At 63.4% G+C, this 21,713-nt stretch carries 19 protein-coding genes; 8 read left to right on the top strand and 11 right to left on the bottom strand.

Features of this window, described 5'->3' with window-relative positions; all coding sequences use genetic code 11:
* Window positions 1-106: 106 nt before the first annotated feature.
* From ABM562_RS17175 to ABM562_RS17145, 7 genes are all read right to left on the bottom strand, one after another.
* A complete protein-coding gene (locus ABM562_RS17175; RefSeq protein ID WP_460422730.1) occupies window positions 107-1,510 on the bottom strand; it encodes an amino acid permease in 1,404 nt (467 codons plus the stop codon).
* Window positions 1,511-1,712: 202 nt separating this feature from the next.
* Window positions 1,713-3,968 (bottom strand): ATP-binding protein, encoded by a 2,256-nt coding sequence (locus ABM562_RS17170; protein ID WP_460422728.1) that lies wholly within the window; start codon window positions 3,966-3,968, stop codon window positions 1,713-1,715.
* A complete protein-coding gene (locus tag ABM562_RS17165) occupies window positions 3,965-4,738 on the bottom strand; it encodes a substrate-binding periplasmic protein (protein WP_258579232.1) in 774 nt (257 codons plus the stop codon). The genes ABM562_RS17170 and ABM562_RS17165 overlap by 4 nt, the downstream gene beginning before the upstream one ends.
* A gap of 4 nt (window positions 4,739-4,742) precedes the next feature.
* Complete coding sequence (locus ABM562_RS17160; protein ID WP_346616991.1) at window positions 4,743-5,459, bottom strand: response regulator; 717 nt, start codon at window positions 5,457-5,459, stop codon at window positions 4,743-4,745.
* Between the two features lie 72 nt (window positions 5,460-5,531).
* A complete protein-coding gene (locus ABM562_RS17155) occupies window positions 5,532-6,176 on the bottom strand; it encodes a TetR family transcriptional regulator C-terminal domain-containing protein (protein WP_233673405.1) in 645 nt (214 codons plus the stop codon).
* A gap of 274 nt (window positions 6,177-6,450) precedes the next feature.
* Complete coding sequence (locus ABM562_RS17150; protein WP_233673406.1) at window positions 6,451-7,206, bottom strand: class II aldolase/adducin family protein; 756 nt, start codon at window positions 7,204-7,206, stop codon at window positions 6,451-6,453.
* Window positions 7,207-7,281: 75 nt separating this feature from the next.
* Window positions 7,282-8,319 (bottom strand): ABC transporter substrate-binding protein, encoded by a 1,038-nt coding sequence (locus tag ABM562_RS17145; protein ID WP_346616993.1) that lies wholly within the window; start codon window positions 8,317-8,319, stop codon window positions 7,282-7,284.
* A gap of 183 nt (window positions 8,320-8,502) precedes the next feature.
* Between ABM562_RS17145 and ABM562_RS17140 the strand changes: the two genes are divergently transcribed.
* The 3 genes from ABM562_RS17140 to ABM562_RS17130 are packed head-to-tail and all read left to right on the top strand — an operon-like array spanning window position 8,503 to window position 11,875.
* On the top strand, window positions 8,503-10,452 hold the full coding sequence (locus tag ABM562_RS17140) for an oxidoreductase (protein WP_115086539.1): 1,950 nt from the start codon (window positions 8,503-8,505) through the stop codon (window positions 10,450-10,452).
* A 46-nt stretch (window positions 10,453-10,498) separates the two neighbouring features.
* A complete protein-coding gene (locus ABM562_RS17135) occupies window positions 10,499-11,104 on the top strand; it encodes a helix-turn-helix domain-containing protein (RefSeq protein WP_115086538.1) in 606 nt (201 codons plus the stop codon).
* 24 nt (window positions 11,105-11,128) lie between these two features.
* Window positions 11,129-11,875: an enoyl-CoA hydratase gene (locus ABM562_RS17130; protein WP_115086537.1), complete on the top strand. Its 747-nt coding sequence runs from the start codon at window positions 11,129-11,131 to the stop codon at window positions 11,873-11,875.
* A gap of 302 nt (window positions 11,876-12,177) precedes the next feature.
* Here the strand turns inward: ABM562_RS17130 and ABM562_RS17125 are convergent, their stop codons facing one another.
* On the bottom strand, window positions 12,178-12,678 hold the full coding sequence (locus tag ABM562_RS17125) for a GNAT family N-acetyltransferase (protein ID WP_115086534.1): 501 nt from the start codon (window positions 12,676-12,678) through the stop codon (window positions 12,178-12,180).
* Window positions 12,679-12,839: 161 nt separating this feature from the next.
* Here ABM562_RS17125 and ABM562_RS17120 point away from each other — a divergent pair, with 161 nt between their 5' ends.
* Window positions 12,840-13,517, top strand: coding sequence for a DUF3313 domain-containing protein (locus ABM562_RS17120; RefSeq protein ID WP_010226867.1), 678 nt, complete (start codon window positions 12,840-12,842; stop codon window positions 13,515-13,517).
* On the opposite strand, the gene ABM562_RS17115 is transcribed toward ABM562_RS17120, so the two are convergent.
* The gene (locus tag ABM562_RS17115; RefSeq protein ID WP_010226866.1) at window positions 13,514-13,921 is read right to left on the bottom strand and encodes an OsmC family protein; all 408 of its coding nucleotides are present in this window, start codon (window positions 13,919-13,921) and stop codon (window positions 13,514-13,516) included. The genes ABM562_RS17120 and ABM562_RS17115 overlap by 4 nt on opposite strands.
* Window positions 13,922-14,096: 175 nt before the next feature.
* Between ABM562_RS17115 and ABM562_RS17110 the strand changes: the two genes are divergently transcribed.
* Genes ABM562_RS17110 through ABM562_RS17100 form a run of 3 tightly spaced genes read left to right on the top strand, consistent with a single transcriptional unit; the run spans window position 14,097 to window position 17,713 of the window.
* Window positions 14,097-15,755, top strand: a complete 1,659-nt coding sequence (locus ABM562_RS17110) for an alkaline phosphatase D family protein (RefSeq protein WP_346616997.1) — start codon at window positions 14,097-14,099, stop codon at window positions 15,753-15,755.
* 44 nt (window positions 15,756-15,799) lie between these two features.
* Window positions 15,800-16,876, top strand: coding sequence for a hypothetical protein (locus tag ABM562_RS17105; protein ID WP_460422723.1), 1,077 nt, complete (start codon window positions 15,800-15,802; stop codon window positions 16,874-16,876).
* A gap of 12 nt (window positions 16,877-16,888) precedes the next feature.
* Window positions 16,889-17,713 (top strand): hypothetical protein, encoded by an 825-nt coding sequence (locus ABM562_RS17100; RefSeq protein ID WP_258579228.1) that lies wholly within the window; start codon window positions 16,889-16,891, stop codon window positions 17,711-17,713.
* A 43-nt stretch (window positions 17,714-17,756) separates the two neighbouring features.
* On the opposite strand, the gene ABM562_RS17095 is transcribed toward ABM562_RS17100, so the two are convergent.
* Together ABM562_RS17095 and ABM562_RS17090 are read right to left on the bottom strand one after the other, a co-directional pair.
* Window positions 17,757-19,055, bottom strand: coding sequence for a serine/threonine transporter (locus ABM562_RS17095; protein ID WP_258579227.1), 1,299 nt, complete (start codon window positions 19,053-19,055; stop codon window positions 17,757-17,759).
* Between the two features lie 165 nt (window positions 19,056-19,220).
* Window positions 19,221-20,597: an L-serine ammonia-lyase gene (locus tag ABM562_RS17090; protein ID WP_460422720.1), complete on the bottom strand. Its 1,377-nt coding sequence runs from the start codon at window positions 20,595-20,597 to the stop codon at window positions 19,221-19,223.
* A 146-nt stretch (window positions 20,598-20,743) separates the two neighbouring features.
* On the opposite strand from ABM562_RS17090, the gene ABM562_RS17085 reads away from it, so the two are divergent.
* Window positions 20,744-21,709, top strand: coding sequence for a LysR substrate-binding domain-containing protein (locus ABM562_RS17085; protein WP_134062558.1), 966 nt, complete (start codon window positions 20,744-20,746; stop codon window positions 21,707-21,709).
* Window positions 21,710-21,713 lie beyond the last annotated feature (4 nt).

Raw genomic sequence — 21,713 nt, 5'->3', positions numbered from 1 at the left:
TGTTTGGGGAGGGAGTGCCCATTCTTGTTAAGCTTTTGCACACCTTCTCGTGGGACAACCCTTCTCCCTCGTGGGGGGGGGGGGGTGTTTTTCCCCCGCGATGGGCTTACACCGACGGCGCCAACACCACCTGGCGCTTGCGGTGAATGATGAAGTACGCCGCGTAACACACTGCGATGAAACCAAAACCCCAGTACAGCGACGGCCGCTGGGTCTCATCCAGGGCCAGGAACACGAACAGCGAACTGCACAGGGCGATGCACAGCAGCGGCACCAGCGGGAACAGCGGCGCGCGGTACTTGAGGTCGCTGAGCTTGCCGCCGCCCTGCAGGTAGGCGCGGCGGAACTTGTACTGGGCCAGGGCAATGACGATCCAGGTCACCGTGCCGGACATGCCGCTCACCGCCATCAGCACCATGAACAAGGTGTCGGCGGCGACAAAACTGGTCATCAGCGACACCAGGGCAAAGCACAGGGTGATGCTCAGCGCCCGCAACGGCACGCCGCGCCTGCTCAGCGGCGACAGGCTTTTCGGCGCCATGCCGGTCTTGGACATGGCCCAGAGGATGCGCGTGGAGGCATACAGGCCGGAGTTGCCCACCGACAGAATCGCGGTAAGGATGACGAAGTTCATCAGGTCCGCCGCGTAGGGAATGCCGACCATGTCGAACACCTGCACGAACGGGCTCTCCATCAGGCCGGCCTGTTGCCACGGCACAATCGCCGAGAGCACGACGATGGCCAGCACGTAGAAGATCAGCACACGGAACACCACGTTGCGCACTGCGCGGGGGATGCTTTTTTCCGGCTGGTCGGTTTCACCGGCGGCCACGCCCATGATCTCGCAGCCCTGGAAGGCATAGACCACGGTCATCATCACCGCGAACACCGCCGACAGGCCGTTGGGAAACATCGAGTCGCCGATCAGGTTGTTCATCATCGGCGCCGGCTCGCCGCTGGTCAGCGGGATCGCGCCGAAGATCACCAGCACGCCAACGATGATGAAGCCGAGGATCGCCGCCACCTTGATCCCCGAGAACCAGTATTCGGCTTCGCCAAAGGCGCGGGTGGCCAGGGCATTGAGGCCGAACAGCACCACCACGAACAGCGCCGACCAGTACCAGATCGGCACCTCGGGGAACCAGCGCACCATCAGCATGCCGGCGGCGGTGAACTCCAGGCCCACGGTGGTGGCCCAGCTCATCCAGTACACCCAGCCGATCATGAAGCCGGTGGCCGGGCCGATGAACTTGGTGGCGTGGGTCTGGAACGAGCCGGACACCGGCATCTGCACCGACAGCTCGCCCAGGCAGACCATCACCAGGTACATCAGAAAACCCGCCACCAGGTAGGCGAGGATCGCGCCCATGGGCCCGCCCTGGTTGATGGTCACCCCCGAGCCCATGAACAGCCCGGTGCCGATCACCCCGCCCAGCGACAGCATGAAGATATGCCGGCTTTTCAGCGCGCGGGTCAGGTGGATGCCTTTACGTTCGGTAGAGTCAGTCATGTCGGCACCTCAACAGTGGTTGAAGCGCGGGAGGGACAGGCGATGGTGCGGGGACGGCTGAGCTTTACGGCAGTTCATTATTATTATCTCCAATAAGCTTCGAAGACCGCGGGCAGCGGTTGCCGTCGATTATTGGAAAGCGATGTAAGGTGGCGTTGTACGTAAAGATCGAAGTTGTAAAAAGTCGTAAGGTTTTTGTACGTCAGCGCTGGATCAGCTGTTTCAGGGTTTCGTCGGCCAGGCGCAATTGCTCGGCCAAGGGCGTTTGCAGGGCCTGCAAGGCTGCCGGGGCCTTGTTCAACGCCGCCTCTTCCAGTTCCCGCAGTACCGTCGCCAGGCCGCGAAAACCGAGGGAATCACTACTGCCGGCGAGGCGATGAGCCAGATGCGCGACGTCGGTGCAGTCGCCGGCCTTGAGCGCTTCGGCCAGGGCATCCTGATGCTGCTCGATGGCATCACGCAGCACCGTCAGCAAACCCTGGACTTTCTGTTCACCGAGCAAGCTGCGATGGGTATCGAGCAGCGCCCAGTCCATGCCCTGCCCGGCCACCGGGGCCTCGACCACCTGCCGCTGTTGCGCCAATGCCTGGCGCAAACTGTCGAGCTTCAGCGGCTTGGCGAGGATGCCCTGCATGCCCGCCGCCAGGTAACCGCGCACCAGCGCCGGCTGCACACTGGCGGTCAGCGCCAGGATCCGGCAAGCGCGGTTTGGCCCGGGGGTGCGGCGGATCTGCCGGCACAGCTCGACCCCGCTGATACCCGGCAGATGCACGTCGAGCAGGATCAGGTCGTAGCACCGCTGCGCACAGAGGACCATGGCCTGTTCCCCGTCCTCGGCCATCCACAACCGGTGCCCGTCGCGCTGCAACAGGCCGCGCACCACGTCGCGGTTCAGTTCGACGTCTTCGACCACCAGGATATCCAGGGCGTGCACCGGCTCTACCGGCGGCACGGTTGCAGCCTGCGCTGCCGCCGTGTGCAGGCTCAATTCGAACCAGAAACAACTGCCCTGCCCCTCGGCACTGTCCAGGCCGATGCGCCCGCCGAGCAGTTCCACCAGGTGTTTGCAGATCGCCAGGCCCAGGCCAGTGCCGCCATAGCGCCGGGCCACGGCTTCGCTGGCCTGGACGAAGCGATCGAAAATCCGCCCTTGCACCGCCGGGTCGATGCCGATGCCGTTGTCGCGAACACTGACCCGCAGCTGCTGCTGGCCTTGCTCCTGGCCCAGCACCTGGACCTCGACGCGCACCTCACCGGCCTCGGTGAACTTGATGGCGTTGGCCAGCAGGTTGCTGAGCACCTGGCGCAGGAACTGTTCGGCGCCGTGTTGACGTGGCGCCAACTGGGTATCGATGCGACAGCGCAACACCGTGTCGTTGTTCAGGGCCCGCGGTTCGAGCAGGGTCATGACCTCGTCGCACAATTGGCGCAGGGAGAAATCCACCGCTTCCGGGTGGCTTTCGCCCTCCTCCAGGCGGGCAAAGTACAGCACTTCGTTGAGGATGGTCAGCAAGCCTTCGCCGGCCTTGTACAGGGCATCCAGGCGCTTGCGGTCCTGGGCGTCGAGATCAGCCTCGCGCAGTAATTCGGCCATGCCGAGGATGCCGTTGAGCGGGGTGCGCAGTTCATGGCTCATGGTCGCCAGGAAGCGCGACTTGGCCAGGTTCGCCGCTTCGGCATCATCCTTGGCACGCATCAGGCTGGCAGTGCGCCGCTCGACCATCTTCTGCAGCTCGTCGCGCTTGTCCTGCAAGGCCAGGCGGTCGACTTCACGGCGGTCGATATCACTGAGAATGGCCCGGCGCATGTCGTCCAGGGCGTGGGCCACGGTGTCGATTTCGTCTTCGCGGGCCGAGCGGCGTTTGTCCAGGCGCAGCGGCTCTTGCCAGTCGCCCGCGCCGATGCGCCGGGCAAACTCGGCCATCACCTGCAAATGGCGAGTGACCAGGCGGTAAAACAAGCCCGACAACGCCACCGCCAGGCCGCAGAGGAACACGCTCATCCACAGCAGGCTGGTCAGCCCGGTGGCGAACAGGCGCCGGTGCACCGCACCCAGGTCGATGCTGACCTCCAGCTCGCCAAGGTGGCGCAACGGCCCGGAAGGCGGTTGATAGTCCAGGGCGAAACGCTCGATGCGCAGCGGCCCTTGTGGCGTCGCTTCGCCCTGCAGCAAGTCGAAGTCGGCACTGCTCAGGCGTACCCGCGCCACATCCGAGAAGTCCACCAGGCCGCGCAACTGCACCTTCAACTGCTCCTGGTTGAGGTCCCAGAGGCTGCGTTCAAGGCTTGCCAGGTAACCGGCGCGAATCAACGCCATGCGCGCGTCGATGTCGCGCATCTCGCGGCGGTACTCGAAATACAGCTGCACGGTGCTGGCCAGCACGGTAAAGCACAGGCTGAACAACAGGATGAACAACAGCAGGCGCCGCAGCAGGCCACCGGGTTGCAGGCGCATCATTTGGCGTCTGCCGGCAGGTTGACCATGTCGCGGTAGGTGACTTCGCTCTGTTCCAGCCAGCGCTGGATCTCGCCGTTGTCGGTCATGCGCTGCAGTTGCTCGTCGATCTGCGCCATGTGCTGGCTCAAGGGCGAATGCCGCGACACCGCCACCCGCAGGTAGTCGACGCTCAGCGCCGTGGGCAAGGCCTGGATGTCCTTGGCGCCGGGCAGATGTTCGACGAACAGCTGACCGGTGCGCCGCTCCTGAATGACGAAGTCGATGCGCCCGCGAATCAGCTTGCCGAAGTTCTGCTGGCTGTCGGAGACCCATTCGATGTTCTGGTGACGGGCGACGAAGCGGTCGAAGTCAGGCCCGTAGCTTTCGCCGAACAACAGCCCGCCGCGGTAGCTGGCCAGGTCTTCAAGGCGCTCGAAGGTCACCGGCCGCTGGCGATTGAAGAACACTGCCACCTCCTCGCGCAGCACCGGCACCGTGGAAAAGCGCATGCCCTGATCGCGCTGGTCGCTGTTGTAGGCCAGCACCACGTCGACCCGGCCTTCGGCGGCATCGAGCAGGCAGCGCTTCCAGTTGCCCAGCACGACGATCTCCACCTCATAGCCCAGGCGCGCGAACAGCTGGCGCACCACGGTCGGCGCCAGGCCGCGCACCTGCTTGCCGTCGCTCCAGGAAATCGGCGGGTACACCGGGTAGTCGCAATAGCGGACGCGCTCGGCCGCCTGGGCCTGGGCGCCGGGCATCAGCATGGCGAGCCAGAGCAGCCGCCACATATGATCAGGCCGCCACGCTGGCAGTAAACAGGTAACCGGCGCCGTGAATGGTAATGATCAGCTGCGGTTCGGCCGGGTCGTCGTGCAGCTTGCGCCGCAGGCGGCCGACCAGCACGTCGATGGAGCGGTCGTTGGGCACCCATTCGCGGTTGCGGATCTGGTCCATCAACTGGTCGCGGCTCAGGGTATGGCCGCTGTTGCGCAGGAACACGCTGAGCAGCTGAAATTCGCCGTGGGTCAGCAAGGTTTCGCCGCCCTGCGGGTCGATCAGGCGCCGCCGGTCGGTGTCCAGGGCCCAGTCGGCAAACTGCTTGAGCGGGTGATTGGTGGCGCCGGGCGGCTTGCCGGCCTGGGCATGGCGCACCCGGCGCACCAGGTTCTTGGCCCGTGACACCAGCTCGCGCGGGTTCAGCGGTTTGATCACGTAGTCGTCGGCGCCGCATTCCAGACCGACGATACGGTCGATGTCGTCGTTGCGCCCGGTGATGAGGATGATGCCGACTTCCGAGCGCACCCGCAGTTCGCGAGTCAGGGTCAGGCCGTCCTTGCCCGGCAGGCGGATGTCGAGCATGACCAGGTCGACAGCCTGCTCGGCGAGAAAATGCTCGGCCTGCTCCGCCGTGGCGGCGCAGTGCACGTCGTAGCCTTCCTGGGACAGGTAGGCGTGCAGCAAGTCGCGAATAAGCGGATCGTCATCGACGACCAGTACCCGAGGCGTCATTGCGTGTTGTCTCTTGTTATAGGTGTTGTTGTGAAACCCGCGACAGCAGCGTACCCATTACTGAACGACCGATCAACAGCCCTCGGTCAGAGTGAAGCGCCGGCGGCCACCGGCCTGCAGGCCATCGACCCAGGCCTCGCAGATTTGCACGCCCTGCTCCGGGGTGAAGGTGCCCGGGTTGAGCCCGGATTCCAGCCACAGACCGTCGAGCAAGGCGCTCAGGCTGATGGCGGCCAGGTCGGCGTTGAAGGCCTGCCAGCCCTCTTCCGCGGCCAGCGCAGCCAGCAGCCGGCCCAGTTCGTTGCGGTATTCGCCGTAGGAGTGATCGTGCACCTGGTTGATCGCTTCGGCGGTTTTCACCGCGCCCCAGAACGCCAGCCAGGCATCCAGCAACTGCGGGTCGAGCAGTTCGGCGCAGAAGGAGGCGCGAAAGAACGCCGACAGCCGCTCGCGGGCATTGGGCGCGGCTTGGGCCATGGCTTCGCGGATCAGGCCCATGACCCGGCCGGTGACCGCCATGTAAGCCTCGGCGACCAGTTCGTCCTTGCCTGAATAGTGGTGGCTGATCAGCCCCACCGAGACGCCGGCCTCGGCGGAGATCTTGCGAATCGAGGCGCCCTGGAAGCCGTGCCGCTTCAAACACACCAGGGTCGCTTCGACCAGGTTGGCCTTGCGTAGCTCTGGGACCATGCGGCTGTAACGGGCTTCCTGGGTCATGGGGTTCTCATCGGCAGTGGTATTGAACGACTGTACAACAAGTGCGAGCCACGAACCATGTGGGAGCCGGTCTTGCCGGCGATGGCTGGGTTGCGACCGCTGCGCGCTCGATCGCTGGCAAGGCCAGCTCCCACAGGTCTGGCGTACACCGAACCATTGTGGGAGCCGGCGTTGCCGGCGATGAGGCCAGTGCAGTCAGCACATCAGGCGCTGACTGGGTTACGACCGCTGCGCGCTCGATCGCTGGCAAGCCAGCTCCCACAGGGTATGTGTGTCAGTCGCGATAGCCCGGCGCCACCCGCTCGAGCAAGCGCAGCAACGCCGACCAGGCCAGCTGCATGCCGTCCGGATCACTCAACTCGCCTTCCTTCAAGGCCCGCGCCGGTTCGTTGAACTGGCGTTCGGTGTGGGCGCAGACCTCTTCCGTCGGCAACACCAGCTCGCCGGCGGCCATCGCCGTCAGCTGGATCTCGCAGGCTTTTTCCAGGTAATACATGCGCAGGAACGCCTCGCTGACACTGCGCCCGACGCTGAGCAAGCCATGGTTGCGCAAAATCAGCACCGCCTTGTCACCCAGGTCATCGACCAGGCGCACTTGCTCGGCCATGTCCAGGGCGATGCCTTCGTAATCGTGGTAGGCAACCTTGCCATGGAACTCCATGGAAATCTGGTTCACCGGCAGCAACCCGCACTTGAGCGCCGCCAGCGCGCAACCGGCCTTGGTGTGGGTGTGCAACACGCACTGGGCATCCTCGCGGGCACCATGGATGGCACTGTGAATGACGAAACCGGCCGGGTTGACCGGGTACGGCGACGCCTCCACCGCCTTGCCCTGCAGGTCGATCTTGACCAGGTTGGAGGCGCTGATTTCATCGAACATCAAGCCGTAGGGGTTGATCAGAAAATGATGCTCGGGGCCGGGAATGCGCACCGAGATATGGGTAAAGATCAGGTCGGTCATGCGAAAGTGCGCGATCAACCGGTAGCAGGCGGCCAGTTCCTGGCGCAGGTGGATTTCGGTCTCGGTCATTATTGTTGTCCTCAGGCGAAAGGCTAGCCAGACAATAGGGCTGGACATCGTTCGATGTCCAGCCACAGCGAGGGTTCAGCGGCTGGCCCAGGCGTTGAAGCGCTCCTCGAGCTCATCGCCATGATCGACCCAGAACTCGACATTCATCGACAACGCGCCTTCAAGGTTTTGCCTGGAGGTCGGCACCCAGCTGGCCAGCTGCGGATCTAGCTCGGCAGCGGCCTGGGTGTTGGTCGGCCCGTAGGGGATTTCCTTGACGTAGCGCACCTGGGTGTCGGGCTGGTTGGCGAAGGCGATCAGGCGCTTGGCCTGGTCAACATGCCTGGAGCCCTTGATGATCGCCCAGTAGTCCATGCCATACAGGCTGCCGGGCCACACCAGGGCCAGCGGGCTGCCCTCCTGGGCGGCGACGGCGACCCGGCCGCTGTAGGTCGAGGTCATGACCACGTCACCGGCGCTCAGCCACTGCGCCGGTTGCGCGCCGGCTTCCCACCACTGGATGTAGGGCTTGAGCTCGCTGAGCTTGTTGAAGGCGCGGTCGACCCCCTCGGGGGTGGCCAGGACCTTGTACACGTCCTCGACCTTGACCCCGTCGGCCATCAGCGCGAACTCCAGGTTGTACACCGCACGCTTGCGCAGGCCGCGCTTGCCGGGGGTTTTCTTGACGTCCCAGAAATCCGCCCACGAGGTCGGTGCCTGGGCCAGCTTGTTGCGGTCGTAGGCGATCGCCACGCTCCACACCAGCACCGCCGAGCCACACTCCTGGGCGGCATCGGGGATCAACTGCTCGGCGCGGCCGAGCTGGGTCCAGTCGAGGCGCTCGTACATGCCCTCGTCGCAGCCGCGCATCAGGTCCGGGCCTTCGATCTGCACCAGGTCCCAGTCGACGTTGCCGGTATCGACCATGACCTTGATCCGGGCCATTTCGCCGTTGTACTCGCTCTGGATCAACGTGCTGCCGTCCTGGGCACTGAAAGGCTTGAAGATCGCCGCATCCTGGGCTTTCTGGCCGGCGCCGCCGTAGGCGACCACGACCATGTCCGGTGCTGCCTGGACGGCGCCGACAGCAAGGGCGAACAACCAGGGAGAGCGCTTGAGCAGATTCGATTTCATCAATGGTTCCTCTTGCCGGTACCACGTGATGCGTGGCCCGTTTTCTTGTTGTTGTGAGGTGTGCCCCAGGACCCGGGGTGATTGCACGCTAGTCAAAGGCCAGTAAAAAAACAAGTTGATTTTTTACTGGCGGTACACTTCTATAGAAAAATAATAACAACACCCCGCTGGAGCCTGACCCGCATGTCGACCTTCGCGCACCTGTTCGAACCGCTGCAAATCCGTGGCAAACGCCTGAAGAACCGCATCATGTCCAGCGGACACGACACCTCGATGCCCACCGACAACCTGGTCAACGAGCGCCTGATCGCCTACCACCAGGCCCGCGCCGCCGGCGGCGTCGGCCTGATCGTGCTGCAGGTGGCCGGGGTGCACGACAGCGCCCGCTACACCTCCCACGTGCTGATGGCCACCGACGACGCCTGTATCGAGGGTTACCGCCAGCTGGCCGAGACCTGCCATGCCCATGGCACCGTGGTGCTGTCGCAGATTTTCCACCCGGGGCGGGAAATCATGGAGTCCAGTGATGGCCTGCTGGCGGTGGCCTACTCGGCATCGGCGGTGCCCAACGAGCGCTTTCGGGTGATGCCGCGGGCACTGGACCAGGGGATGATCGACGAGATCGTCGCCGGTTACGCCGCCGCGGCCCGGCGCCTGCACCAGGCCGGCATCGATGGCGTCGAGGTGGTTGCCAGCCACGGTTACCTGCCCGCGCAATTCATCAACCCACGGGTCAACCGCCGCAGCGATGGCTACAACGGCGAGTTGCAGCAGCGGCTGCGCTTTGTCCGCGAAGTGATCGCGGCGGTACGTGCGGCGACGGCAGACGATTTCATCATCGGCCTGCGCATCAGCGCCGATGAGCGCGATGCCGAGGGCCTGACCGAGGATGAATCGCTGGCGGCGGTGAAGATGCTGCAGGCCGAGCTGGATTATGTGCATATCGTCGCCGGCACCTCGGCGTCGCTGGGTGGCGCGGTACATATCGTCCCGCCCATGGCCATCGAAGCGGCGTACCTGGCGCGTGAGGCCGGGACCTTCAAGGCGCAACTGAGCATTCCGCTGTTCGTCACCGGGCGCATCAACCAGCCCCAGGAAGCGGAGCTGATCCTCGCCCGTGGCCAGGCCGATGTCTGCGGCATGACCCGCGCGCTGATCTGCGACCCGCAGATGCCCAACAAAACCCGCAGCGATCGCGCCGAAGACGTGCGCGCCTGCATCGCCTGCAACCAGGCGTGCATCGGACATTTTCACAAGGGCCTGCCAATCTCGTGCATCCAGCATCCGGAAACCGGGCGCGAGCAGCAGTTCGGCACCCTGCAGGCAGCGACTACACGCAAGCGGGTGATGATCGCCGGTGGCGGCCCGGCCGGCATGAAAGCCGCGGCGGTGGCCGCAGCGCGTGGCCATGACGTCACTTTGTATGAAGCCAGCGCCCAGCTCGGCGGCCAGGTGTTGCTCGCGCAACTGCTGCCGCGCCGGGCCGAGTTCGGCGGTGCCAGCACCAACCTGCAACGGGAGATGCACCTGGCCGGGGTCAAGGTGGTGCGCAACACGCGCGTGGATCGCGCCCTGGTCGAGCGCGAGCAGCCCGACCTGGTGATCGTCGCCACCGGCGCCGAACCTTACTGGCCGGCCTTCGAGCGCGGCGGCGAACTGCAGGTGGTCGACGCTTGGCAAATCCTGCGCGGCGAGGCCAAGCCCGGGCGCTCGGTGCTGGTGGTCGACTGGCGCTGCGACTGGATCGGCCCGGGCATCGCCGAGCGCCTGGTGCGTGAAGGCCACCAGGTGCAACTGGCGGTCAACGGCACCCACTGCGGCGAAAGCCTGCCACTGTACGTACGCGACCAGATGGCCGGCGAGCTGCACAAGCTGGGCATCCCGATCACCCCCTATGCACGCCTGTACGGCTGTGACGACAACACCGTGTACCTGCAACACACCGCCAGCGGCGAACCGATGATCTTCGAAGACATCGACACCCTGGTGCTGTGCCAGGGCCATCAGCCGGTCGATAGCCTCGCCGCCGAGCTGCACGGCCTGGTCGAGGTGAAACGCATTGGCGACTGCCTGGCCCCGCGCACGGTGGAAGAAGCCGTCTACGACGGTTTGAAGGTCGCCTGGAGCCTGTAAGCCTGTTTATACTCCGGGGCTTTGACAGTGCGGTTCGGAGCACGCCATGAGCAACAGCAGCAAGACGCCGCCCGCCGCCAGCCAGGAAGGCACCAGCGCCCCGCATTTTCTCGGCACCCGCATCCGCGGCCTGCGTAAGCGCCGCGGCATGACCCTGGCCGAGCTTGCCGAGCAAAGCGAGCTGACTGCCGGCTACATCAGCCAGCTGGAGCGCAACCTTTCCTACCCGTCGATCCCGGCGCTGTTCAATATTGCCCGCAGCCTCGGCGTGACCATCCAGTGGTTCTTCGCCAGCGAAGCCAGCACCGCCCCGGAAGACAACGGCTACGTGGTGCGCAAGAACAGCCGCCTGAGCGTGCATTACGAAGACGGCATCGTCGACCAGTTGCTCACCCCGCAACCCAACCGCCAGCTGGAGATTCTGCACTCGCGCTTCCCGCCGGGCACCTACAGCCAGCAAAGCTACAGCCACGACGGCGAAGAAGCCGGCTACCTGCTTTCCGGCAGTTTCGAGCTGTGGGTCGGCGAGCGGCATTTTCAGCTGAGCGAAGGCGACAGCTTCAGTTTTTCCAGCCAGGAGCCGCACCGTTACGGCAACCCTGGCGAGGTGGATGCGGTGGTGATCTGGGTGATCACCCCGCCGACGTTCTGATACCTACAACAACAAAGGCAAGCCATGAACGAGTTGATCACACGGGACCTGCACCAGGGCCTGCTGACCCTGACCTTCAACCGCCCAGACAAGCTCAATGCGCTGAACACCGCGATGTATACGCAACTGGGCGATCAGTTGCTGGCAGCGACTGAGGACGCTGAAGTCGAGGTGATCCTGCTGACCGGTGGCCCGCAGTGCTTTTGCGCCGGCAACGACCTGAAGGACTTTCTCGACAACCCGCCCAGCGACATGGACAGCCCGGTGTTCCGCCTGATGCGGCTGGTCATGGCCCTGGACAAGCCATTGATTGCGGCGGTGGCGGGGCCGGCCATCGGCATCGGCACCACCCTGCTGCTGCACTGCGACCAGGTGCTGGTGAGTCGTTCGGCCAAGCTGCGCATGCCGTTCGTGCCACTGGGCTTGTGCCCGGAGTTTGGTTCCAGCCTGTTGCTACCGCGGCTGCTCGGCCATGCGCGTGCGGCGCGGTTGTTGCTATGCAATGAACTGCTCACGGGCGAACAGGCCGTTGAATGGGGCCTGGCCAATGAACTGCATGAGGATGGTGAGCAGTGCCTGGCAGCGGCGCGCAAACTGGCCGAGCGCCTGCAGGCCTTGCCCCAGGATGCACTGCGGATCAGCAAGCGCTTGCTCAAGGATGCTCATCGGCAGGAGCTGGAGGTCACTGTTCAACGTGAAGGCTTGCTGTTTATCGAGCGTCTGCACACGCCCGAGGCGAAAGCGGCGTTGCGGGCGTTGGTCAAGGATTGACGATTGCGGGGCTGCCTTGCAGCCCATCGCCGGCAAGTCCGGCTCCCACATGCTGACCTTGTGGGAGCTGGCTTGCCAGCGATCGAGTGCGAAGCGCTCGAAAATCCAGGCGATACCGAGTCAGTCTTTCAGCACCCTCAACTCAATTCCATCGAGCAACGAATGGGTGGCTAGCGCTGTGCCGGCCTCATCGCTGGCAAGCCAGCTCCCACAGTGGCCGGCGTGACGCTGAACTTGTGGGAGCTGGCCTTGCCAGCGATCGAGCGCGAAGCGCTCGTAATCCAGGCAACGCCGACTTTGAATCAGCACCTCAACTCATACCGCAACCGCGCATTCGCCCCACCCGCCGCAGCCACCCGCCTGAACCCCAGCCCTTCCGCCAGCCGCTGACAGGCCACATTCGCCGGCGACGTGGTCAGCCACAGCAGCGAACCTTCCAGCACCGGCAACAGCGTTTCCAGCGCCTCGGTCATCAAGCCCTGCCGGGCATGGCCCTCGGCGATCCAGTAGCCCAAGCCGACCTTGCCCTGAGCATCCGGCCGCACGCCCAGGCAGCCGATCAGTTCGCCGCTGGCCAGGAACAGGTAATAGCGTTTTTCGCCCTGGGGCGCTGCCCAGTTCTGCCGGGCCTGAAGCAGGCTTTGTCGCGCTTGTTCCAGGGTCCAGTCGTCGCGGGCCCAGGGCAGAAATTCACGGTGGAAGCCGTAGTTGGCGTTGAGCACAGCCTGCAGTTGCGCGGCAAAGGTCAGTTCCGGGGCGTGGAGTTTCAGCTGTTTGCTGCGCAGGCGGCGGGGCAAGTCCATTGCGGGGTCCTGAGGCGGGTAAGGACCGACAAGTATTGCATAGACCTATCCTTTACGAGCGCTTTGCGCTTGATCGCTGGCGACCTGGCCAAGAGCTGCTAGCGTTGTTCAGGCGATCAATCCCCTGCCCCGTGCGGTCATTGCCAAGGATACGAAAGTCGATGAAACCCACCTTGCGCTCCACCCTGCTCTGCTCCGCCCTTATCGTATTGGCCGGTTGCGCCAGCTCCCGGGTCGACCCCAGCCAGTATTCCGGGTTTCTCAAGGACTATAGCCGCCTCAAGCCCGCCGAAAGCATCTCCGGCCAGCCGGTGATGCGCTGGATCGACCCGCAGGTGAAAGCCGCGCGCTTCACCAAGGTGTATATCGAGCCCAGCCAGTTCTACCCCAAGCCCCAGCCCACTGCGGCGATATCGCCGCAGACCCTGGGGCAGATCACCCAGTACTACAACACCGCGCTCAAGCGTGAACTGGGTGCCGAGCTGCCCTTGGCCCAGGGTCCGGGCCCGGGTGTGCTGGTGGTGCGCCCGGCGATCACCGCCGTGTCGACCAAGACCGAAGGCCTCAAGCCCTACGAAGTGATCCCCATCGCCCTGGTGGCCGCCGCCGTCAACACTGCCGCCGGTGGCCGCGACCAGGAAGTGGACATCGCCACCGAGGCGGCCTTCCTCGACGGTGGCAACAACAAGGTGATCGCTCAGGTGGTACGCAAAGGCACCGGCGAGGCCTTGGAAAACAACACCTCCAAGCTGGCCCTGGAGAACGTCAAGCCAGTGCTGGACGGCTGGGCCAGCGACCTGCGCAAAAGCTTCGCCAAGCTCAAGAGCGAATCGCGCTAGTCGCTCAGTTCACTGTCGATGACGATGCTGCCGCTGAGCAGCTTGTGCACCGGACAGGCATTGGCCACGCCCAGCAGGCGCTCGCGCTGGGCCGCATCGAGATCACCGTGCAGTTCGATCACACGCTTGATCTCGGTGCGCACTTCAGGGCTTTTCACCTCACTGACGATGTCCAGCTGCACATGCACATGGTGCAGCGGCCACTCCTTGCGTTTTGCATACATCGACAAGGTGATTGCGGTGCAGGCGCCAAGGGCCGACAGCAGCAATTGATGCGGATTGGGACCGCTGTCGTGGCCGCCCAGCTCGCGGCCCTCATCAGCCAGCCACTGCTGGGCACCGGCAGCCAGGCTTACCTGATACGGGACATCGCCAAGGTCGGCGTAAACGGTTGATGCGCTCATGAGCTTCCTTAATCGGAGATGGGTACACCCGCCTACCCTAGCGCCCAAGACCCGCCGCCGCCAGTCGCGCGGTTGAACTACAGCGTCCTGCGCGCAGAACGACGCACAATGGCAGAACCAGGCCAATCCGCTTTACTTGCCGGAACAACAACTTGACCTGATAAGGAAATCGACCATGTCCCAGCTCCTGGACCCCACCTCCAACGAAAGCAAGTACGCCAAGCTGGCCAGCGCCGCGATCATCGGTGCGATCACGCCAACCAGCGTTCGCTTGTGGTTTCGCGTGTACATGCCCGGCGAGTGGGTGCTGGTGGTCACCACCACGCCGTTGAGCGGCGACCTGCAGCGCCTGGATGAGCTGCCCGTGGCCGATTTCCTGAAAAAACACAAGATCAAGCCGGTGTTCGTCCAGGCGCAAAAATTCAGCTTCGACAGCGACCTCACCGGTGTCTTTGCAGTGACTGGCCTGAAGGCGCAAAGCACCTATTACTACGCGCTGATCAGCAGCGAAACCGACCACCTGATCATTCGTCGGCGCACCGAAATCGGCGCCGACTCGCCGAAAAATTTCATCACCCCGGCGATCAATCCCGAAACCCTGACCTTTGGTTTCTACAGCTGCCACGACCCGATCAGCGCCGACGGCAGTGCCGGCGCCTGGCCGCTGCTGCACCAGCAACTGATCGACCAGCGCGCGCAGTTCGTCATCGGCGGTGGCGACCAGATGTACGTCGACACCAACAAGAAAAACGGCTTCCTGGATATCTGGGAATGGCTGAAAGAAAACAAGCAGGCCCTGCTGGCCCACTACAAGAAAGGCAACAGCTACGACAAACCCGGCATCGAGCAGTACCTGCTGAACATCTACCGCTGGTATTACCGGGTGTACTGGAACATCCCGACCCTGCGCGAGGTGTACGAGCAGTTCCCGCAGTACATGATCTGGGACGATCACGAGATCATGGACGGTTGGGGCTCGCTGACCAACAAGGAGCGGCAAAAACGCATCTCGCTGCTGTTTGAAAGCACCAGCAACGGCCCCACCAACCAGATGCTCGTCGATCTCATGTGGCGCGCCGCCTGCCGCGCCTATTACGAATACGAGCACAGCCACAACCCGGTGACCTCGATCAACCTCGACAAGCCCGACGACTGCCACTGGGACTACGCCTTCGAGCAAGGCGGCTCGGCCTTCTATGTGCTGGACATGCGCGGCCATCACGATATCGAGGCCAACGACCCGCACAAGATCCTCGGCAGCGCGCAAATGAAGCGCTTCAAGGACTGGTTGAACAGTGCCGTGGTGCAGAGCGCCAAGGCGGTGTTCATTGTCTCGCCGGTGCCGGTGATGCACTGGAAGAACGCGGTCACCAACGGCGCCGATTTCGGCTCGCTCAAGGACGATTGCATGGATGAGTGGGACCACAAGACCAACCGCGCCGAACGCAAGGTACTGCTCGATCAGGTCTATGCGGCGCTGGGCAAGAGTGCCAAGCCGGTGGTGTTTCTCAGTGGCGACGTGCACTGCGCGGCGGTGTTTCGCCTGTTGCACAAGCAATACCCGGCGGCCAAGGTGTTCCAGGTCACCTCCAGCGCCATCTCGCGCCTACCGGCGCCGGACATGCTGAAGATGGCCATCAGCGGCGGTGGCGAGATGCCGGGCATTGCCAACATGGTCTGCGAGCGCTGGTACGCCATGGCCGGTTCAAAGAACTTCGCCCTGCTCAGCGTGCGCCCGTCACTGGACGGCAAACAGACCGAAGTGCTGGTGGAACTGCACTGGCCCAGTGGCGAGGATGGTGAGCTGACCAAGCGCCGGGTGTTGCTCAAGTAGCACTATACTCAATTGATGTCAGTCTGCCATATGAGGACTGCGCCATGCGCCCGGTCAAAAAAAGCCTCGCCAATCCAATCTACGCCCCCTCCGCGGCACAGAGCTTCAGCGGTGCTGTTGCGGCGCTGCTGCAGAAAATTGACCGTGTCGCCACGCAACCCACCTACACGATTAGCCTGGATCGTGTGCTGGACCTGCTCCTGGATCGCGCCAAAGGCTTACCCATTCGCGGTGTTTCAGCCGTGGAACAGGATGTCCTGGTAACAGGCCTCAAACAGCGAGTCAGCAGTCTCTACAAAACCGCCGCCCTTCCCTTGACCCAGGAGTTGGGTGCTTTCTGCGCCTACTGCGGTACGGCCCTGCCCGGGTTGGTGGAAGTGGAGCATGCAGTGCCAAAAGCACCCTACCCAACGTACGCCACAACCTGGGAAAATTTTCTGCCTGCTTGCGGCCCCTGCAATACCAGCAAAGGCAACACGCCAGACCGCATAACAGCGATCCAGTCGTCAGGCATCCAAACTCCGAATGAGACGGAGTTGCGCAATACCATCAGGTACCACAGCTACATTTGGCCCGACCTGGCGCCAGACTGCTATCGACGGTTGCCGCTCAAGCTGCACTATCACGACAGCAACAGATGGATCGAGCTTGACCCGGCGGCATCGGTGAATGCCAACAACCAGCTCACGGCCTACGATGTGATACAGCATCAGGTACTGGCCACTATTGAAGTCAACCACACACTGCTTAACGACGTTCCGGTTACCGTCGTTGTGGATTGCGCCGTGCATGACACCGTGGCCGCCGATACCATCGACCTGATTGGATTGAACGATGACTCCTCCAGCATCTACGACCGACGCCAGATGAATCGCACGCGGGCCTGGTTCGATGCGTTGGAGGAATGTCGATTATTGAGTACCGCCAACAGCACACCGGACCTGAACTGGCTCTGGAGGAGCACACCACGCCGCGCGGCCAGCTCCGGCTTCTATGCGGTATGGTTGACGGTAATGCAGGCATACGACGCAACCTATGGCACCTACTACGCCAAACGCGTTATCCAGGAGACCAACAACTCGCTGTACTACCCCCAGACTAATACTCACACGCTTCCCTGAACGAGGTGCGCCATGCGACCGCTTGTACGCCCTGCGCTGCCAACGCAATTGCAACAGGCTCCCGCTGCCAGGTTGCTGGTGAGCGCGTTCGGTAACTTCTGTTCGTTCTGTGAGCGTCCTTTGCTGGATAACCTCTGGGTCTGGAATGCGAAAACGGGCCAGAGCCAGGAAGGTGACCACTGCACCGGTGAGGACTGGGAACACCTTTACCTGCTCGACCACAACTGCCACGAGGCTCAACTACAGGCCAGCCCACTGGACCTGCACTTGCTGATGCTGCCAACCGATGCAGCTGTCTTTCAGCGGGAAGGTCCGTCACTGCGGTATTTGCTGACACCCTTGCAAAGGGATCTGGTCGACCAAGAACAGAAATTGATTCAACACGATGATGTCCATCAGGTGGTGGTTTCTGCGACCGACTACCGGGCCCAGGCAACGATTCGCTATTTCGCGCTCAATACCGCGTATCTGGACGAGGACAGACTGGTGGTCCCTTGGCAGGATTACCAGTCATTACTTGATCGGCGGATGGAGCAGCGCACCGAGGCTTGGCACCATGCGATCCAGGCTGCTCGAGACTTGAAGGAAGCCGGAACGCCCGAGGTGGTTGATGCCATGACCCAACAACTGCGCCAGTTCATCGGCACAACCGGGTTCTGGTCAACCTGTCGGGCGGCAGTCGCCCTGGTCCTCCTGGACCCGCAAAAGCTGCAAGCGATATTCGCTGCAAACCTGTCTGCCCATCCGCCGCCGATTGCCGGCCTGCCTGAGGAACACGCCGTTCACTTTCTGGGCAACGGCCCGCATCAGCCCTTCCCCGGCACCGCCCCGTTCTAGGCAGTCGGCTGCACACAGCATCAAGCGGTGTGCAGCCGTTCACTCAGGCAAAGAACGAATACAGAATCGCCGACAAGGTAATCAATCCAATCAGCACCACAAACACGTTCGAGGCCTTGCCCGAGTATTTGCGCAGCGACGGCACTTTGTGGATGGCGTACATCGGCATCAGGAACAGCAGGCAGGCAATGATCGGCCCGCCGAGGTTCTCGATCATGCCGAGGATGCTCGGGTTCAGGGTCGCCACGGCCCAGCAGGTAACCACCATGAACAGCGCGGTCATCTGTTCCAGGCGCTTGGCCGACACTTGTTTGCCACGGCTGCGCAGGGTTTTCACGATCATGCCCTGGAAGCCTTCGCTGGCACCGATGTAGTGACCGAGGAACGACTTGGTGATTGCCACCAGGGCAATCAGCGGCGCGACGAAGGCGATCACCGGGGTCTGGAAGTGGTTGGCCAGGTACGACAGGATCGAGATGTTCTGTTGCTTGGCGGCAGCGAGGTCGGCCGGGCTCAGGGCCAGCACGCAGCTGAAGCAGAAAAACATCACCGTCAGCACCATCATCACATGGGCGCTGGCGAGGATCTTGCCGCTCTTGGCATCGGCCTGCTCGCCATAGCGGTGCTTCTGGTCAACGGCAAAGGCGGAGATGATCGGCGAATGGTTGAACGAGAACACCATCACCGGGATGGCCAGCCACAAGGTCTTGAAGAACAGGTCCAGGGGCATGCCTTCGCTGGCCTGGGCGAAGAAGGCGCCGTTCCAGTTGGGGATCAGGCTCACGGCCAGCAGCAACAGCGCGGCCACGAACGGGTAGACCAGCAGGCTCATGACCTTGACGATGATGCCCTGGCCGCTGCGCACCACGATCATCAGCCCGCAGATCAGCAACAGGGCCAGCAGCGCCCGCGGCGGCGGGGTCATGTGCAGCTGGTGCTCCATGAAGTTGCCCAGGGTGTTGGTCAGGGCGACGCTGTACACCAGCAGGATCGGGAAGATGGCGAGGAAGTACAGCAGAGTGATCAGCTTGCCGGCGCCGACGCCGAAGTGTTCTTCGACCACTTCGGTGATGTCTTCACTGGCGCCGCGCTTGCCCGATAGCACGAAGCGGGTCAGGCCGCGGTGGGCGTAGAAGGTCATGGGGAAGGCCAATACTGCCAGGACCAGCAGCGGCCAGAAGCCCCCTACCCCGGCGTTGATCGGCAGGAACAGGGTGCCGGCGCCGATGGCGGTGCCATACAGGCCCAGAACCCAGGTGGTGTCGTAACGGCTCCAGGCACGGCTTTGCGCAGGCGCAGCCGATTCCACACGAACGGTCGTGGTGCTATTTACATCAGTCATCGATATTGCCTTGTAGTTGTTTTTGTTGCGTATGAACGAACTGCTTTGTTGCTGGGTAAAACCTGGGGCTGCTGTGCAGCCCATCGCCGGCAAGACCGGCTCCCACAGGAATGGTGCAATCCCTGTGGGAGCTGGCTTGCCAGCGAAGCCTTGCTTTTTAAACGATCAACACTCGACGAACGCGACCGCCAGGCCGCCGCGCGAAGTCTCCTTGTAGTTGGCATGCATGTCGGCACCGGTATCGCGCATGGTGCGGATCACCCGGTCGAGGGAAATAAAGTGCTCGCCATCACCACGCAAGGCCATCTGCACGGCGTTGATGGCCTTGACCGCGGCAATCGCGTTGCGCTCGATGCACGGCACCTGGACCAGGCCGCCAACCGGGTCACAGGTCAGCCCGAGGTTGTGCTCCAGGGCGATTTCAGCGGCGTTTTCCACTTGCATCGGCGTGGCCCCGAGCACGTCGGCCAGGCCCGCAGCGGCCATGGCGCAGGCCGAACCCACCTCCCCCTGGCACCCCACTTCCGCGCCGGAGATCGAGGCGTTCTTCTTGCACAGGATGCCCACGGCGGCAGCGCTGAGCAGGAAGTCGACCACGTCGTTGTCGCAGGCATCGGGGTTGAATTTCATGTAGTAATGCAGCACTGCCGGGATGATGCCGGCTGCGCCATTGGTCGGCGCGGTGACCATGCGCCCGCCGGCAGCGTTCTCTTCGTTGACCGCCAGGGCGAACAGGTTGACCCATTCCATGGCGCTCAGGGTCGAGCCAATGACGTTGGGCTTGCCCAGTTCCTGCAGGCTGCGGTGCAGCTTGGCGGCGCGGCGCTTGACCTTGAGCCCGCCCGGCAGGATACCCTCGTTGCGCAGGCCGTTGTCGACGCACTCGCGCATGGCCGCCCACAATTTGAGCAGGCCGCTGCGCACCTCGGCTTCCTCGCGCCAGGCCAGTTCGTTGGCCATCATCACCTGGCTGACCCGCAACTGGTGCTGCTTGCACAGCGCCAGCAGCTCGGCGGCGCTGCCGAAGTCATAGGGCAATTGCACCTGCTCGGCGCCGTTGCCCGCCTCGCCCACTTGCGCCGCCTCGACGATAAAACCGCCACCAACCGAATAATAGGTTTGCTGCAGCAACGAACCCGTTGCACTGCTGGCTTCCAGGGTCATGGCGTTGGGGTGATACGGCAGGCTTTCATCGAGCAGCAGTAAATCGGTTGCGCAGTCGAACGGGATCGCCCGGCTGCCGTCGAGCATCAGCACCTGGCTCTGCTGCAACTGGGCGATCAGTGGCTCGATGCTCTGCGGGTCGATCTGGTCCGGCCATTCGCCCATCAGCCCGAGCAGGCAGGCGCGGTCGGTGGCGTGGCCAACACCGGTGGCCGACAACGAACCGTACAGGCGCACCTCGACCCGGCTCACCTGCGCCAGCACACCTTGCTCACGCAGGGCCTGGGCAAAGGTTGCCGCCGCACGCATGGGGCCTACGGTATGGGAACTGGAGGGCCCGATGCCAATCTTGAAAAGGTCGAAAACACTGATAGCCATGCTAATGCCTGACCGAGGCAACAATCCATGTCACGCAACGGCACTGTTAAAAAATTGATGGATGTCGCGAAGTTGCGCGATACTGCCCGGTCACTGCCGTGTTGACCAACGAAACTTTCTAAGCAAGCCTTTAGCAGAACTAAACAATGAAGCGACAAATGAATGGCCAGATGTACGTCTGGCTGCATGTGTTTGCCTGTGCGGCGCGGCATCTGTCGTTCACCCGCTGCGCCGAAGAACTGCACATCACCCCGGGCGCGGTCAGCCAGCAGATCCGCCAGCTGGAAGAGCGCCTGGGCTTTCGCCTGTTCCTGCGCCGCGCCCGCGGCGTGGAGCTGACCGCCGAAGGCCAGCGCCTGGCGCAAACCGTCAGCGAAGCCTATGGCAGCATCGATGCCGAGCTGCGCCGCCTGGACGCTGGCGAAATCCGCGGCACCCTGCGCCTGCGCTCGATTCCTTCGTTTTTGGCCAAATGGCTGACCCCGCGCCTGCCGCGCCTGCAGCAACGCTACCCGGATATCCAGCTGCGCCTGGTGGCCGAAGACAGCAGCCAGGCTCTGCACGAAGGCGACTTCGACCTGGCCATCGACCTCAACGACGGCAGTTACCCGGGCATGCATTCAACGCCCCTGCTCGATGAGCAGATCTTCCCGGTCTGCGCCCCGGCGTTGCTGCGCGGCCGCCCCCCGCTGCATGGCCCGGCGGACCTCGCGCACTACCCGTTGCTGCACGACATCACCGCCTGGCGCGGCAGCTCGGAATACGCCGAGTGGGAGTTCTACCTGGAAGGGATTGGTGCCAGCGGCCTGGATGTGCGCCGTGGGCACACGTTCAACCGCAACCACCTGACCATCGAGGCGGCGATTGCCGGCATCGGCGTGGCGATCGCCCGCCGTACCCTGCTCAACGACGAGCTGGAACGCGGTACGTTGATCGTGCCGTTCGGCCTGCCGATCGCCAACCACAAGCGCTATGTGCTGCTTTACCCGCCAGGCGGCCTGGCGCACCCGGGGGCACGGGCAGTGCACGACTGGCTGGTGGAGGAAGCCGAAGGGTTTCGGGCGCTTCACGCCCAGGACGGGGCACCTGCAAACGCGCTTGCCTCCCGCTGAAAAT

It is taken from the genome of Pseudomonas sp. ZL2 (assembly GCF_054788455.1).
The sequence above is the reverse complement of the archived record's forward strand: the minus strand, read 5'-3'. Positions and strand labels throughout refer to the sequence as shown.

Excerpts from the sequence above, each read along its gene's own strand:
- ABM562_RS17175 (WP_460422730.1), bottom strand. The coding sequence starts at position 1,510 with ATGACTGACTCTACCGAACGTAAAGGCATCCACCTGACCCGCGCGCTG.
- ABM562_RS17170 (WP_460422728.1), bottom strand. The coding sequence starts at position 3,968 with ATGATGCGCCTGCAACCCGGTGGCCTGCTGCGGCGCCTGCTGTTGTTC.
- ABM562_RS17165 (WP_258579232.1), bottom strand. The coding sequence starts at position 4,738 with ATGTGGCGGCTGCTCTGGCTCGCCATGCTGATGCCCGGCGCCCAGGCC.
- ABM562_RS17160 (WP_346616991.1), bottom strand. The coding sequence starts at position 5,459 with ATGACGCCTCGGGTACTGGTCGTCGATGACGATCCGCTTATTCGCGAC.
- ABM562_RS17155 (WP_233673405.1), bottom strand. The coding sequence starts at position 6,176 with ATGACCCAGGAAGCCCGTTACAGCCGCATGGTCCCAGAGCTACGCAAG.
- ABM562_RS17150 (WP_233673406.1), bottom strand. The coding sequence starts at position 7,206 with ATGACCGAGACCGAAATCCACCTGCGCCAGGAACTGGCCGCCTGCTAC.
- ABM562_RS17145 (WP_346616993.1), bottom strand. The coding sequence starts at position 8,319 with ATGAAATCGAATCTGCTCAAGCGCTCTCCCTGGTTGTTCGCCCTTGCT.
- ABM562_RS17140 (WP_115086539.1), top strand. The coding sequence starts at position 8,503 with ATGTCGACCTTCGCGCACCTGTTCGAACCGCTGCAAATCCGTGGCAAA.
- ABM562_RS17135 (WP_115086538.1), top strand. The coding sequence starts at position 10,499 with ATGAGCAACAGCAGCAAGACGCCGCCCGCCGCCAGCCAGGAAGGCACC.
- ABM562_RS17130 (WP_115086537.1), top strand. The coding sequence starts at position 11,129 with ATGAACGAGTTGATCACACGGGACCTGCACCAGGGCCTGCTGACCCTG.
- ABM562_RS17125 (WP_115086534.1), bottom strand. The coding sequence starts at position 12,678 with ATGGACTTGCCCCGCCGCCTGCGCAGCAAACAGCTGAAACTCCACGCC.
- ABM562_RS17120 (WP_010226867.1), top strand. The coding sequence starts at position 12,840 with ATGAAACCCACCTTGCGCTCCACCCTGCTCTGCTCCGCCCTTATCGTA.
- ABM562_RS17115 (WP_010226866.1), bottom strand. The coding sequence starts at position 13,921 with ATGAGCGCATCAACCGTTTACGCCGACCTTGGCGATGTCCCGTATCAG.
- ABM562_RS17110 (WP_346616997.1), top strand. The coding sequence starts at position 14,097 with ATGTCCCAGCTCCTGGACCCCACCTCCAACGAAAGCAAGTACGCCAAG.
- ABM562_RS17105 (WP_460422723.1), top strand. The coding sequence starts at position 15,800 with ATGCGCCCGGTCAAAAAAAGCCTCGCCAATCCAATCTACGCCCCCTCC.
- ABM562_RS17100 (WP_258579228.1), top strand. The coding sequence starts at position 16,889 with ATGCGACCGCTTGTACGCCCTGCGCTGCCAACGCAATTGCAACAGGCT.
- ABM562_RS17095 (WP_258579227.1), bottom strand. The coding sequence starts at position 19,055 with ATGACTGATGTAAATAGCACCACGACCGTTCGTGTGGAATCGGCTGCG.
- ABM562_RS17090 (WP_460422720.1), bottom strand. The coding sequence starts at position 20,597 with ATGGCTATCAGTGTTTTCGACCTTTTCAAGATTGGCATCGGGCCCTCC.
- ABM562_RS17085 (WP_134062558.1), top strand. The coding sequence starts at position 20,744 with ATGAAGCGACAAATGAATGGCCAGATGTACGTCTGGCTGCATGTGTTT.